Below are 14665 nucleotides of genomic sequence, written 5' to 3' on the forward strand. Positions count from 1 at the left end.
AGTCCCGTTAGTTTTCGCATCGCGAAATCCATTAGGAATGATACCGAAAACCAACTCATTTCTAAGATATAAAATTAATCGATCGACACCTTATAAATTTTGTTCGAAAAAGGGTTGCCATTCCAATCTGAAAGTAATTGATCCAAAGGAATTTAACGATATACTTGAAGAATCCTACGTTCGGTATGATTCTGCTATTCCTTTATTTACTACTGCGATGGGAGATATTATTGTATGGGAAAAAAATAAATATTTGAATCTGCTGAATTTTCGTCGAGGTATAGTGAAAGTCATTGAGTCCGGGTTTGAGTTCTTTTTAGAAGACATAGAAGATGAGGATTTTTTAATAGAAGAATTAGATTGGAATCCGTATAAGGAAGCTTCTAAAAAATTAGGAAATCCCGCTTATGATGAATGCTTTGGCTATGTTCCAATTCTGGCTTTAGGTGGTTCAGAAAAAGTGGATAATTTGCAAAAAGTAAAACTAAAAGAGCATATTCTGTTAATCTCAGCTTTGACGGGAGCTATCCAGTAAGTAAAGCTGAAATAAAGCCAATATAAATGCTATATTCATGGGTCAATGTCTAAAACAGGCGTTGACTCTATTTTTATGCAGAAAGGAGGCGAAACATGCTTATTTTCAATAAAGAACGTTCTTCAAAAAACAATGTAGTTGAATTTGTGGGTAATTATTCTATATGAAGATATCAGACCTACTTTTTGTCAGTATGAAACGTGGAAAATGGTCGTCACCCCGATATTATGCTCTATTCTTTGCTATTTCTACCAGATTATTATCAGTCCAAAGAGATGATTTTTCATGGAATGTCATAATACACGCATATTTCGTGTGAAACGACTTGGGAATGGGTTTGGAAAATTGGTAAGCTAAGGAAGTAGGTTAAAAAGGGAGGAGTGATAGACAGATGTATACACAACAACACATTCAGCAAGATTGTTTGGCGGAGGTCTATAAGGAGATGGTGGAAGCGATAGGAATGGAGAGTATGCTGAAACTGTATCCGCTTTTGCGCGGTCAACAAATCAATTTTCCAGTCCGCTTATATGCAAAAGAAAAAGTCAGCATGAAAATCAGCCAAGAATATAATGGGAGTAATGTGCACGTACTGTCGCGAGAATACGGATATAGTTCGCGTTGGGTGCAGAAGATTATCAAGGAGCATCAAGAGGCAGGCGAAGCGACATGAAAACAGTGGACGCTAAGATTTGGAAGTCTAAAACTATTTAGAAGAAAAAATACAGAGAATGCGAGGATGAAACATGAAGAAACTAAGTCTAGTGGTATTGAGCTTCCTACTTTTGCTAGCAGGTTGCGGACAAGCGGATACAGAGGATGCCTATAATGCAGCCATACAAAAAGGGCTCGATGCGATTGCTAGTGAAAACTATGCCAAAGCAGAAGCCGCCTTTGAATTAGCATTGGAAGATAAGAAGGCCGATGAAAAAGCAGAGGCATATCTTGTACAAACAAAAGCCATGCAAGCGGCTACAGATGCCTACGTTAACAAAGATTATAAGAAAACCAAGGAAGAAGTAGCGGATGTTATCCAAGAGAAAAAAGGATCAGACGCGCTTGTTCAAAAAGCAACGATACTTCAAACCAAAGTAAATACTTTAGAAAAACAACAGCAGACCTTACAAACAAAATGGGCAGCGATTGAAAAGGCATTAAAAGCTAAAGACTATGACACGGCGTCGAAACAAGTCACAGCGTTGTTGCAAGCGGATTTGGCAGATTTTCCAGCTATGAAAAAACAAGCAGAAGAAGCGAAAACGAAGATAGCGGCGGAAAAGCAAGCGTTAGCGAAACAGCAAGAAGAGGCACAGGTGGCTAAGGAAAAACAAGAAGCAGAGGCGCAAGCAAAGGAATCGGCTTCCATTGAGCAGGATTCAGGAAATACATTGAGTGATGCAGATATCGTGGCTAAAGTAGAGGCGTATAATGGTGAAAGTGGGAACGGTGTCACCTATTCTGTGGAAGCGGTACTAGATGAGCTTACTGGTGGAACGAGCTATGAAATTTGGGTTCGTTCTGATGGGAGTGATGGGTTCCGTCCAGGGGCAGCGTTAGCCCATTACTATTATTATCCAGAAATTGATAAAGTAGAAGCAGTATCATCATAATATTGAAAGAGGCAGCCATCGCGTTGTCTCTTTTTGATAGAGAAAAGAAGGCAATGTATACTTTGCTTCCTACGCAATGTTACATGATTAAGTCACTTTTGTTGTATAATAAAGAGGTTATTGGTGAGTTGGTGCTCAAAAATAGCCTAAATAATACTACCGCCAAACGATATATGGTAAAATAAGCGAAAGTTCGAAATTTTATCACAGGAGGCTCGAAAATGAACTTTTTAAAAAGATATGGCTTCTATTTTCTATTGTTGGGGATATTAAGTGATTTTTTGACGCCTTATGTTTTGGGTATTTTCTATCCGGGCTTGAACCAAATGACGATGGTGATGAGTGTGTTTGGTGACGTGGAAAGTCCTGTTCGCGGGGCGTTTTTGGTGTGGTCGGTGGTATCTGGGGTATTCTTTGTTCTAGCTTTACCGGCGATATACGGAACGTTTGCTGAGACTTCGCGTACGTTGGCGATTTTGCTGGCTTCGGCGATTGGTTTATACGGAGTCGGGGATTGTATTTTCACGGGGTTGTTCAGTATTGATACGGAGCAGGCGACTTGGACGTTTTCTACTTGGGTACATAATATTGGCTCTGGACTGGGGTATATGGGCTTTTTACTGTTCCCGTTATTCTTGATTCTGCTTTACCAAAAACAAGGTCGGAAAACGCATAGGAAGACATACTTGGTGCTTTTCATCGTCAGCCTTATATCTGCGGGTGTGTACGGATTAGCGCGGATTCCGGCGGTTAATGATTTCCCGATTTTAGATCAAATTGGGTTTTGTCAGCGGATTAGTTTCTTTTTCAATTACTTACCGATAGTGATTTTTGCTATAGATCAAATAAAACTTGGAAATAAGGGGAGATAAAGATGGCAAACAGCAATAAATTGAAGGATTCATTCAAAAAAACGACGTATAAACTTTCGCAACATGGGCCGCGCAATGCTAGTGTTTTGAAAGAGGCTTTTGAAGCGGTGGATGGTGATTTGGAAAGTGATATTTACGGAGATGGCGCGGTTATTGAGAATTTTCAGGACAAAATCGCGGCGTTTTTAGGGAAGGAAACGGCTGTGTTTTTCCCAAGTGGGACGATGGCGCAGCAGGCAGCGTTGCGGATTTGGGCGGACGAGAAGGGGAACAAAAAAATCGCGTATCATCCGCTTTCTCATCTCGAAATTCATGAGCAGAATGCCTTGAAAGAGTTGCAATCGATGGAGCCATTATTGCTTGGAACGGCGGAACGGTTGTTGACGATGGACGATATTCGGAATCTTAGCGAGCCGGTTTCTTGTATTTTAATTGAGTTGCCGCAACGTGAAATTGGTGGGCAGTTGCCGTCGTTTGCTGAATTGGAGGAGATTTCGGCGTATTGTCGCAACAATGGGATTAGGCTTCACCTGGATGGCGCGCGGTTGTGGGAAGTTACGCCGTATTATCAGAAGTCGGAAAAGGAGATTTGCGCGCTTTTTGATAGTGTTTATGTTTCTTTTTATAAAGGGCTTGGCGGTATCGCGGGGGCTATTTTGGCTGGGGGCGAGGATTTCACGGCTGAGGCGAAGATTTGGAAACGGCGTTATGGTGGGGATTTGATTAGTCTGTATCCGTATATTGTGTCGGCGGATTATTATTTCGACAAACGAATTGGCAAAATGGGAGAGTATTATGAGGCGGCGAAGGATTTGGCGCACCGATTTAATGCGTGCGATGGTGTGCGTACGGTGCCGGAAGTGCCTGTTTCCAATATGTTTCATGTATATTTTGAGAAGTCAGCCGAAGCTATCGAACCGATTTTGGCAAAAATCCATGCGGAAACGGGCGTTGGTTGTTCGGGGTATTTGCAGGAAAAACCGGGTGGTGCATGTGGATTTGAGCTATCAGTTGGAGACGCGGTGGCAGAAATTCCTGTGGCATCGCTGGATCAGGTTTTTGAGAAATTAGGAGAATAAGTTGAGGGAGGGTCAATGTCGGGAAGTGTGGCAGTGATTCTCTTTTTTGGTTTGCCTCCTCCGCGAAATGGTATAATAGGTCTAAAGCTGAAAAAAGGAGTGCCCGCGATGCAATATGTCAGATGTTTTGAGCTGTCTAGTGGCTCTGTGACGAATCCAAATATTTATCCGTATAATATTTTGCGTGGGAAATCGGGCGAAATACTTATTTTGGATACCATCACCATTTTATACGGCAACAATGGCTCTGGGAAGTCGACATTGCTTAATCTCATGGCGACGAAGCTAGGTGTTGCAGGCGCTGAGCAGAACAAAGCGTGGAGCAAGGTAGATTATTTTTCGAACTACGTAGCAGGAAGTAGGGTGAGTTATGGCACTGCGGAAGATGGTGTTCGGGACCTTGCGCTTCCGGGAAATAGTCGCTATATTAAGAGTGAGGATATTTTATATGAAGTGAAGAAAATCCAGCAAGAGGCGATTTTACGTGAGGGTTATGTGTATGAGCGTGGCCGGTTGGGGCAAACGAAGGAGGAAATCGCGGAGCATCAAGGCTCTTATGCGATGAAAAAAGAAATCAAACGCCTTCAGTTTGCGCAGGAGAAATATTCTAACGGGGAAACGGCGATGCAGGTTTTTGAGGATTATATTACGCCGGATGGGTTTTATTTATTGGATGAACCAGAAAGCTCGCTATCACCGGAAAATCAAATGAAGTTGGCGGAAATGATCAATCAAGCAGCGCGATTTTTAGATTGTCAGTTTGTGATTGCGACACATTCGCCGTTTTTATTGGGTGCGCTATCGGGGACGATTTATAATTTGGACCGGGAAGGCTTGCAAACGTGCGCTTGGACGGAGCTTGAGAATGTGCAATTGTTAGAACGCTTTTTTTATGAGCGGCAGGATGCGTTTCGTAAGCGCTAAGAGAGGAAGGAGATTTAAGATGGTAATAATAATGGTGAGTCATGGCTGGCAGGTGCATTCTGATCAACGGGTGCGTATTTATCAAGAGGAGGACGGGAATCTCGCTATTTTTCTGGACCTCAGAGAATTCGGTGATCCAGCGCCACTGCTCATCGATTTGAGCGAGCAATCAGTAAGCATTGTATCGACACCACATTTGGTCGAAAAAATAGAGGTAAAATTGACAAAAGAAATCGTGATTACGTGGAGTGACGAGCCTTTCCAATTATCTGCGACGGAAGGCATTTACGAAGATACGGAATAATATAATGCAATAAAAAACCTTGTTATGATTTTCAGCATCACACTAAAAATCATAACAAGGAAGGTAGGCTTGATAGCAGTTTATGTTATCAGGCTTTTTTGCGTCTAGATACTAGAGCACCTAATGCGAGCAATAGGATACCGCCAGTCCAGACGAGCGTTTGATTAATCGCATCCCCAGTACTAGGCAAACGAGTTTCTTTGCTGATACGTTTTGTTGGTGTCGTCGGTGTTGTGTTGCTCGTTGGTGTCACGATGATTGTATTTGTCGGTGGTGTCAAGGGTGTAGTAGGTATAACTGGTGTCGTCGGTGTTACCGGTACTGGTGGTGTTGGCAATGGCGGTGTAGGAGGTGTCGGCGGAACAGGCAAATCCGGCACATACACATTCGTGAAATTATAGCCATCTTGGATTGTCATGTAGTTCTCGACAGTTTCCTCTTGTAACGTATAATCATAATCTTTTCCATTCGCATCCAACTTAGGCAACTGATCGAAGCTATAAGCCCAATCATCATCCGCCGTCACCACTTTCGACTGAATCATTTTTCCATTTTGATAAAGGTCAATCGTGATGCTTGCAGGGCGTTTTCCATCTTTATCCCCATTATCATCCCACGTTTTCTGCCCAGCAACCGATGTCGCTAGTTCGTTCGTTTTGTTCAATGTAGCTGTTGTTGTATCGCCATATGTCACAGTAAATGGAACAGGCGTCGTATCTAACAAATAGAGGTCTGGCGCTTTCGTTTCTACAAAAGAGTATTCGCCAGGTCTCAAAATTCCAGTACGCACCATGCCGTCATCATTAGACGTTAAATCAGAGCGAACAGTCATCCCTTGCGCATCTACAATTTTGAAAACCGCTCCTGCTAAAGGATTACCAGTTGTCGCATCTTTTTTTACCAAGTAAGCACTATTTTCAACTGTCGTCGTGATACTGTTACTATAAATATCCGTACCCGCATAGTCAATGTACGATCTGTTCACAATCTCATCGCCAGCACGCGCATCCGGATTCGAATAATTCGCTAAAAATTTCACGGTCGTTTTTTGACCCACATTCAAATTTCTGAGCAAAGTATACTCCAGCGTATTCGTGTCGGCATCATACGTCGCATCTGAAATAAAGTGATTATTAAACTCTATTGTTTTATTAAACGTAATATAGTCTGGCAACGGGTCGACAATTCTTGTTCCAGCTGGCACAGTACCATCCATATTTCCAAGAGTCAATGAATAAGTCAAGCCACCATCAGCCGTCGAGATTGTCGATTTATCAACCGCTTTTGTCAACGTTGTGTAGTTGTAATCAGACGTATCAATGGTTAACGCAGCATCGGCTGATTTGATAACCGCATCATTACTCGTAAGGTCCACGGTATTGTACCGAACCCCAAACGTATCCGCGGTAATATCATCATCCACTTTCTCAGCGTACATCACAACATAACTATCATCTTCCGTTAAATCGCCTAAATCGATAGAAAAGCCGTCCGCTGAGGTTTCAATTTTCCCTGAAAACTGCTCAGTGACATAGTTCCAAGCCGTCGGGAAGCCGTCATCGCCCCATGCCGTTACCTTCGCGATTCGAATATGTTGAAGCGGCGTTGCATCCCCAGAAGCGGTAATGTATTTTCCAGGATCGGCCAATTCAGTATTTTTAGGTGTTGTATCGACTAACTTCGCGTTTTTCACATTTGCTCTACTATAGTTAACTAAAATCGCAAAAATATTAGAAGATGGATTGGTCGTGCTCATCAACGAAACACTTTCTCCATTAATGTCTTTGTGCGACTGCGTGCTTCTTTTTTCTAGTAAAGGTAGGCCAGGATTATCTGTTGCTATGTTTGAAATAGCTTGATCAGAACTCACTTTTTGATTGCCTTTGTAAAGCGTATCGCCAAATGTTACCGAATCAGGAGTGTCTGAATTCCCGCTATAAAACCGTGGTGCCTTAAATTTGACTGTAAATGTTTGTCCTGTTGCGCTCTGCTGATCAATTTTCGTGTGGTCGTAGTGAACCGTTAATAAGTAGTCTCCGTTAGCATCAGTTTCTAGAGCGTTATCTTCTAACAGGAAAGGGTTTCCAATTACTAGCTTGTCTAAAATATCTTTTTTGTCTGCTACGACTGAGCTAGGAATAGATACAGTAACGTAGCCATCTTTATTTAGTTTTCCAGCAGAGGATGCTAATGTGACGGTTAGTTCTACTTGTTGTCGTGAATTAATAGTATCCGGACCACTTATGGTTATCCCCGGATCATCCCCTTGTTTTGCCTGTGCGCTAGGTGTTAATATCAGTGACTGGCTCAATACAACTAGAACAGCCATGAGAAAGTATACGGTTTTCTTCCAAGTTTGCTTCATTCATTCCGCCTCCATTTTTATATGTAATTACCAGATAATTTTACTAATAAATTAATAATTGTCGAGCGTTATTTAATCACTTTATCCGAATAATATGGCGATTTTGTGAATACTCATTATTTCAAAAGCATATTTCCATGAAATTCAGTCAATAAGGAATGCTCCCGTGATAAAGCAAAATAAAACCAAGTAAATCCATAAACCTACTATTAATAGGGAAAATATTTTCTGCAAGTATTATGGTGAGTCTCGGATAAAATAAAAGTTCACCGTAAAACAATTTATATAAAATAGTCACAATTAGTATATCAAACCGTGTAAAACACGCGTGACGATTATTTTTTCTATGCTAATATGTATAGAGTAGTCAGAGACAGGCAAGGCCAGTCAGTGCTACAGTGTTTATTCTAAATACAGCTAGTATAAGCAAATTATATAAAATGTTCACAATTTGTAAATGAAATTGTGTAAAACACACGCAGCCCAGATTTTTTAAATGTTAATATGTATGAAGTAGACAGCGATTTGCGTTAACTAGGACATGATCAGCACTAGATTTAAGAAGAAAGATATAATGGATAATAAATCCTGAATATTTTTTGTATTCCGATAAAATCTAGCGACGTGCGCGAACATAACTATATGAGCCATCCTGTCTTCTTCAAAACACTAAAAATTTAGAATAATACTCTATTGAAAGGTGGTATGTGTATGTGAAAAGACACAAACTGCAAATCAAGGAACAACATTTGAGATAAGCTATTTAAAAGTATGAACATACTTCATGTGAATACAAGCATACTTGATGATTATCTCTAACGAAAGAAGTTACAGGGGGTTTCGATTCCATAGTGAAGAGAAACGTTCACAAAAAAATAGAATTAAGAGGAGAGTTTCAAAAATGACAAAAAGAAACGTATTAAAGAAAACAGGGGTTGCGCTACTAACAACAGCAGTAGTAAGTAGCCAATTAATCGCAACCGTACCATACAACGTGTTCGCGGCAGAAAATGTTCAAGCAACACAACAGGTACAAGCTACTGGCTCAGTCAACATGATAAAGAACTCAGATTTTAGTGGGTCAACCAATTGGACAAGCTGGAAATCACCCAACAGTAAAGAAGCATCGGCACAAGATGCAAGTGGCGTTACGTTTAATGGAAACGGAACAGTGGATATAGCTTCGTTTAGCAGTGTTCAACAAACGGTGACAACTATTCCAGGTCACAAGTATAAAGCAGTCTATTCTTTGGGATCAGCACAAGGCCCTGGTACCCAAGTGAATTACTATGCAGCTATCCGTGATGGTGGTATTTATGATCCTCATACTGGAACTAAATGGGGACAGAGCAATGAGCTTGATCGTCAAGCAGGAGCTGTGTCAGGGCAGATTTATCAGCTTCCTTTCGTAGCGCAATCTACACAGACTACTATGAGCTTTACCAATTCAGAACTGGAACAAGGTGGTCCTGGTACTGTAAATCAGGTACGTGTAAGAGACCTTGTGGTACTAGATGTGACAGACCCTAGTGTTGTCAAAAAACCAACGGTAGACCCTGTAACATCGGCAGATACAGTGATTACAGGAACTGCAACGCCAGGTGTTTTTGTATATGCTATAAATCAAAATTCTACTGGCGATCTGATTCCTGCATTCACCAAGCAACAGACTGTAAAAGTAGATGCAACAGGGCATTATGAAATTAAATTACCAAGTACTCTGGTAGTGGGCACGCAATTTGCTGTAGTAGATGGAGTGAACTATGTTGGTTCAGGTCCAACTGAGGCTGATTACGATGACGATGGTGTTAGTTCTTCTCTAGATGATAATGAAATGAGTGCTGTGCAAACAGTAATGACTAACGAAAAACCAGTCATCAGTGGAGCAGCCAACAAATCCATCCAAGCAGGTACAGCGTTTGACGTGAAAGCAGGCGTAACAGCAACCGATAAAGAAGATGGTAACCTAACAAGCGCCATCAAAGTAACAGGTACAGTGAACAACAATGTAGCAGGCACATATCCAATCACTTATTCTGTAACAGATAGTGCTGGCAACGTCACAACAAAATCAATCACGATTACCGTAACAAGCAATGAAAAACCAGTCATCAGTGGTGCAGCCAACAAATCGATTAAAGCTGGAACAGCATTCGATGCAAAAGCAGGCGTAACAGCAACCGATAAAGAAGACGGAAGCCTAACAAGCGCAATCACAGTAAGTGGCACAGTAAACAGCAACGTACCAGGCAGCTACCCAATCACTTACACAGTAAAAGATAGCGATGGCAATACAACAACAAAATCCATCACAATCACCGTAACAAGCAATGACAAACCAGTGATCAGCGGTGCAGCAAACAAAACAATCGATCAAGGCACAGCATTCAACGCGAAAACTGGCGTAACAGCAACGGATACAGAAGATGGTAACTTGACAAGTGCGATCACAGTAAGTGGTTCCGTTAATTCTAACGTACCAGGCACGTACCCATTGACTTACTCTGTTAAAGATAGCGATGGCAACACAACAACAAAATCCATCACGATCACAGTGAAAGCAGCCGCAACACAAGGTACAGTAACAACAAACGATTTCACTATCAACAAAGATAGCTATATCACAGGAACATACACAGGTGATGTTAGCAAAATGAGCGTTATCGTGAATGGTAAAAAACTAACAACAGTTAATACATCCGGTTCACCATTCAAATACTATGCAGGTAGAAACGTTACAGGCGTGAACGATGTCGTAGAAGTAGTTGTTTACGATGCAACTGGTAAAGAACTAGACCGTTCGACTGTCACTGTGAAAAAAGAAATCAACACACAAGGTACAATTACAGCAAACCCATTTGTCATCGGTAAAGATGGTTATGTCAAAGGTAACTTGACTGGCGACGTAGCGAAAATCAGCATGATCGTGAACGGTAAAGAATTCAGCCGTATCGACAAAGCAGCTGGTGCGTACCAATACTATGCTGGTGGTAAAATTCTAACAGCAAACGACGATGTAACCATGGTCGCTTATGATGCTCAAGGAAAAGAATTATCTCGTGCGAACGTAGCCGTATCGAAAGATGATGCACCAGAAGTAGGAACGATTACAACGAACACTTTCACAATCGGTAAAGATGGTTATGTGACAGGAACATTCACTGGTAAAGCAGCACGTGTCGGCCTTATGATTAATGGAACTGCGCTATCACGTATTGATGTCGCTTCTAGCCCATTCAAATACTATGTAGGTAGCAAAATTGCATCTACCAACGATGCGGTAACAGCCATTATCTATGACGCAAAAGGACGCGAAATGGCACGTTCAAACGTGAAAGTAGAGAAAGCAGCACCAGTAACATCAGGAACAATCGCAGCGAATGCCTTCCAAGTAGGTGGCACCGATTCTTACATCCACGGAACAACAACAGGTGACGTTGTCAAAGTGAAAATGATGGTGAACGGAACAACAATTTCTCAACGCGCAGTCAATGCCGACGGTTCATACGATTACTATGCACGTCCAAGTATCACATCTGTGAACGACGATGTATACATGGTTGGATTTGACGCAACAGGCAAAGAACTAAGCCGCGTGAAAGTAGCATTAACAGCAGCAAAAGGAACAGTAGCAGCATCTCCATTCACAGTAGGTGGAGCAGACAAATACCTTCACGGAACAGCAACAGGAGACGTTGTGAAAGTACAAGTATTCATCAATGGCACACTAGATTCTCTAGCAGTTGTCAAAGCTGACGGTACTTTCCAATACTACTTGAACAACAAAGTAACATCTACGAACGACAAATTAGAAATCGTTGGTCTTTCAAACAACGGTCAAGAACTAGATCGTCAAGCCGTAACATTAAACTAAAAATTAGATAAAGCAGTATGGGTATATTAGAGGGTTCCCATAGAGCCCTCTAATATATAGAACTGCTAAAAAAGAGGAGAAAATAATATGACAAAAAGAAACGTATTGAAAAAAACAGGGGTTGCGCTACTAACAACAGCAGTAGTAAGTAGCCAATTAATCGCGACCGTACCATACAACGTGTTCGCGGCAGAAAATGTTCAAGCAACACAACAAGTACAAGCAATATCACAAAATATTGTTCAAAATCCAGAATTCAACACGTCTGCGAATTGGACAGGATGGAATCATTTAGCTGGATATAATCCAGGTCAATCATTTAATGGTTTCACATTCAACGCGAATGGTTCGGTAAATATCTCGCCAACAACAACTGGTTCTGGCGGTCGTCAAAAGAAATATTACCTACAACAAGCAATGACTACAGTATCAGGAGTAACCTATGAGATTAAGGCTGTAACTAATAATGTAGCTATTACAACGACAGATGGCGATGTACATTCCCCAACGGCTTCTGTGACGAATGTGCCAGTAACTAATGGGAGATTTACAGCTCAATCATCTCAGACAACGATTAATATGACAACTGCACCATACGGTACAGGTATTACATCAGCGAGCGTGTCTGGTCTCTCAATCACACCAATCGCATATGACAAACCAACTTTAGATGCTAACTATACTACAGATAACGTCCTCACTGGGACAGCAACACCAGGAACAAAAGTATTTGCATGGCCGATAAATGCTGCCGCGCAAGGCTATATGACTGACTCAGAGCAAATGCTCGCTATAACGATGGCACAAAATCCGGATAAATACCTTGTCACAGTAGATCCGTCAGGTCATTATTCTATCCCACTGCCATCACCACTTGCAGCTGGAACCGAATTTTATGTAGCTTATGGTTCTGTTACTGACGGTACATCTACATTGATTGATACTATTCCTGAGACAGAAGATAAATATGACTGGAATTTAATGAGTAACTACGTGACAACTGTTGCGAAAAGCAATGAAAAACCAGTCATCGCTGGAGCAGCAAACAAATCCATCCAAGCTGGAACAGCGTTTGACGTAAAAGCAGGCGTAACAGCAACGGATACAGAAGACGGTAACCTAACAAGCGCGATTACAGTAAGTGGCACAGTAAACAGCAACGTAGCTGGCACCTACCCAATCACGTATTCAGTTACAGATAGCGACGGCAACGTCACAACAAAATCCATCACAATTACTGTAACAAGCAATGAAAAACCAGTCATCAGTGGAGCAGCCAACAAATCGATCAAAGCTGGAACAGCGTTTGATGCAAAAGCAGGCGTAACAGCAACCGATAAAGAAGACGGAAGCCTAACAAGCGCAATCACAGTAAGTGGCACAGTAAACAGCAACGTACCAGGCAGCTACCCAATCACTTACACAGTTAAAGATAGCGATGGTAATACAACAACAAAATCCATCACAATCACAGTAACAAGCAATGAAAAACCAGTGATCAGCGGTGCAGCAAACAAAACAATCGATCAAGGCACAGCATTCAACGCGAAAACTGGCGTAACAGCAACGGATACAGAAGATGGTAACTTGACAAGCGCGATCACAGTAAGTGGTTCCGTTGATTCTAACGTACCAGGCACGTACCCATTGACTTACTCTGTTAAAGATAGCGATGGCAACACAACAACAAAATCCATCACGATCACAGTGAAAGCAGCCGCAACACAAGGTACAGTAACAACCAACGATTTCACTATCAACAAAGATAGCTATATCACAGGAACATACACAGGTGACGTAAGCAAAATGAGCGTTATCGTGAATGGTAAAAAACTAACAACAGTTAATACATCCGGTTCACCATTCAAATACTATGCAGGTAGAAACGTTACAGGCGTGAACGATGTCGTAGAAGTGGTTGTTTACGATGCAACAGGTAAAGAACTAGACCGTTCGACTGTTACTGTGAAAAAAGAAATCAACACACAAGGTACAATTACAGCAGGCGCGTTTGTCATCGGTAAAGATGGTTATGTCAAAGGTAACTTGACTGGCGACATAGCGAAAATCAGCATGATCGTGAACGGTAAAGAATTCAGCCGTGTCGACAAAGCAGCTGGTGCGTACCAATACTATGCTGGCGGTAAAATTCTAACAGAAAACGACGATGTAACGATGGTTGCTTACGATGCACAAGGAAAAGAATTATCTCGTGCGAACGTAGCCGTATCGAAAAATGATGCACCAGAAGTAGGAACAATTACAGCTAACACCTTCACAATCGGTAAAGATGGTTATGTAACAGGAACATTCACTGGTAAAGCAGCACGTCTAGGCCTTATCATCAATGGAACTGCGCTATCACGTATTGATGTCGCTTCTAGCCCATTCAAATACTATGTAGGTAGCAAAATCGCCTCTACCAACGATGCGGTAACAGCCGTTATCTATGACGCAAAAGGACGCGAAATGGATCGCGTAAACGTGAACGTAGAGAAAGCAGCACCAGTAACATCAGGAACAATCGCAGCAGGATCTTTCCAAGTAGGTGGCACAGATTCTTACATCCACGGAACATCTACAGGTGACGTTGTCAAAGTAAGAATGATGGTTAATGGAGAAACGATTTCCCAACGCGCAGTCAATGCCGACGGTTCATACGATTACTATGCACGTCCAAGTATCACATCTGTGAACGACGATGTATACATGGTTGGATTTGACGCAACAGGAAAAGAACTAAGCCGCGTGAAAGTAGCATTAACAGCAGCAAAAGGAACAGTAGCAGCATCTCCATACACTGTAGGTGGAGCAGACAAATACCTTCACGGAACAGCAACAGGAGACGTTGTGAAAGTACAAGTATTCATCAATGGCACACTAGATTCTCTAGCAGTTGTTAAAGCTGACGGTACTTTCCAATACTACTTGAACAACAAAGTAACATCTACGAATGACAAACTAGAAATCGTTGGTCTTTCAAACAACGGTCAAGAACTAGATCGTCAAGCCGTAACATTAAACTAAGAAACATAACATGTATAAATTATATAAGGGGGAGAGCTATACGCTTTCCCCCTTATATTGATTAGAGACAAAATG

At 41.7% G+C, this 14665-nt stretch carries 10 protein-coding genes; 9 read left to right on the forward strand and 1 reads right to left on the reverse strand.

Going from position 1 to position 14665, the window contains the following annotated elements:
* The first annotated feature begins 37 nt into the window (after positions 1-37).
* The 7 genes from HPK16_RS10340 (at position 38) to HPK16_RS10370 (ending at position 5324) form a co-directional block, all read left to right on the forward strand.
* On the forward strand, positions 38-535 hold the full coding sequence (locus HPK16_RS10340) for a T6SS immunity protein Tdi1 domain-containing protein (protein ID WP_246369387.1): 498 nt from the start codon (positions 38-40) through the stop codon (positions 533-535).
* 391 nt (positions 536-926) lie between these two features.
* Positions 927-1208, forward strand: coding sequence for a Mor transcription activator family protein (locus tag HPK16_RS10345; RefSeq protein WP_181676890.1), 282 nt, complete (start codon positions 927-929; stop codon positions 1206-1208).
* 73 nt (positions 1209-1281) lie between these two features.
* Positions 1282-2145 carry a hypothetical protein gene (locus HPK16_RS10350; RefSeq protein ID WP_181676891.1) on the forward strand — a complete coding sequence of 288 codons (864 nt, stop codon included), beginning with the start codon at positions 1282-1284 and terminating at the stop codon, positions 2143-2145.
* Between the two features lie 221 nt (positions 2146-2366).
* Positions 2367-3017, forward strand: coding sequence for a DUF998 domain-containing protein (locus HPK16_RS10355; protein WP_181676892.1), 651 nt, complete (start codon positions 2367-2369; stop codon positions 3015-3017).
* Between the two features lie 2 nt (positions 3018-3019).
* Positions 3020-4096 carry a threonine aldolase family protein gene (locus tag HPK16_RS10360; RefSeq protein ID WP_181676893.1) on the forward strand — a complete coding sequence of 359 codons (1077 nt, stop codon included), beginning with the start codon at positions 3020-3022 and terminating at the stop codon, positions 4094-4096.
* 108 nt (positions 4097-4204) lie between these two features.
* Positions 4205-5020, forward strand: a complete 816-nt coding sequence (locus HPK16_RS10365) for an AAA family ATPase (protein ID WP_181676894.1) — start codon at positions 4205-4207, stop codon at positions 5018-5020.
* Positions 5021-5039: 19 nt separating this feature from the next.
* Positions 5040-5324, forward strand: a complete 285-nt coding sequence (locus tag HPK16_RS10370; protein WP_181676895.1) for a hypothetical protein — start codon at positions 5040-5042, stop codon at positions 5322-5324.
* 88 nt (positions 5325-5412) lie between these two features.
* Here the strand turns inward: HPK16_RS10370 and HPK16_RS10375 are convergent, their stop codons facing one another.
* Entirely contained in the window at positions 5413-7689 is a 2277-nt protein-coding gene (locus tag HPK16_RS10375) for a Cna B-type domain-containing protein (RefSeq protein WP_181676896.1), read from the reverse strand.
* A 901-nt stretch (positions 7690-8590) separates the two neighbouring features.
* On the opposite strand from HPK16_RS10375, the gene HPK16_RS10380 reads away from it, so the two are divergent.
* Positions 8591-11563, forward strand: a complete 2973-nt coding sequence (locus tag HPK16_RS10380) for an immunoglobulin-like domain-containing protein (RefSeq protein ID WP_181676897.1) — start codon at positions 8591-8593, stop codon at positions 11561-11563.
* Between the two features lie 87 nt (positions 11564-11650).
* Positions 11651-14590, forward strand: a complete 2940-nt coding sequence (locus HPK16_RS10385) for an immunoglobulin-like domain-containing protein (RefSeq protein ID WP_181676898.1) — start codon at positions 11651-11653, stop codon at positions 14588-14590.
* The last annotated feature ends 75 nt before the right edge of the window (positions 14591-14665 follow it).

Origin of the sequence: Paenilisteria rustica, assembly GCF_013820765.1 — a bacterium.
In the GTDB taxonomy this organism is placed as follows: domain Bacteria; phylum Bacillota; class Bacilli; order Lactobacillales; family Listeriaceae; genus Listeria_A; species Listeria_A rustica.

Excerpts from the sequence above, each read along its gene's own strand:
- HPK16_RS10350 (WP_181676891.1), top strand. The coding sequence starts at position 1,282 with ATGAAGAAACTAAGTCTAGTGGTATTGAGCTTCCTACTTTTGCTAGCA.
- HPK16_RS10380 (WP_181676897.1), top strand. The coding sequence starts at position 8,591 with ATGACAAAAAGAAACGTATTAAAGAAAACAGGGGTTGCGCTACTAACA.
- HPK16_RS10375 (WP_181676896.1), bottom strand. The coding sequence starts at position 7,689 with ATGAAGCAAACTTGGAAGAAAACCGTATACTTTCTCATGGCTGTTCTA.
- HPK16_RS10345 (WP_181676890.1), top strand. The coding sequence starts at position 927 with ATGTATACACAACAACACATTCAGCAAGATTGTTTGGCGGAGGTCTAT.
- HPK16_RS10360 (WP_181676893.1), top strand. The coding sequence starts at position 3,020 with ATGGCAAACAGCAATAAATTGAAGGATTCATTCAAAAAAACGACGTAT.
- HPK16_RS10355 (WP_181676892.1), top strand. The coding sequence starts at position 2,367 with ATGAACTTTTTAAAAAGATATGGCTTCTATTTTCTATTGTTGGGGATA.
- HPK16_RS10370 (WP_181676895.1), top strand. The coding sequence starts at position 5,040 with ATGGTAATAATAATGGTGAGTCATGGCTGGCAGGTGCATTCTGATCAA.
- HPK16_RS10340 (WP_246369387.1), top strand. The coding sequence starts at position 38 with ATGATACCGAAAACCAACTCATTTCTAAGATATAAAATTAATCGATCG.
- HPK16_RS10385 (WP_181676898.1), top strand. The coding sequence starts at position 11,651 with ATGACAAAAAGAAACGTATTGAAAAAAACAGGGGTTGCGCTACTAACA.
- HPK16_RS10365 (WP_181676894.1), top strand. The coding sequence starts at position 4,205 with ATGCAATATGTCAGATGTTTTGAGCTGTCTAGTGGCTCTGTGACGAAT.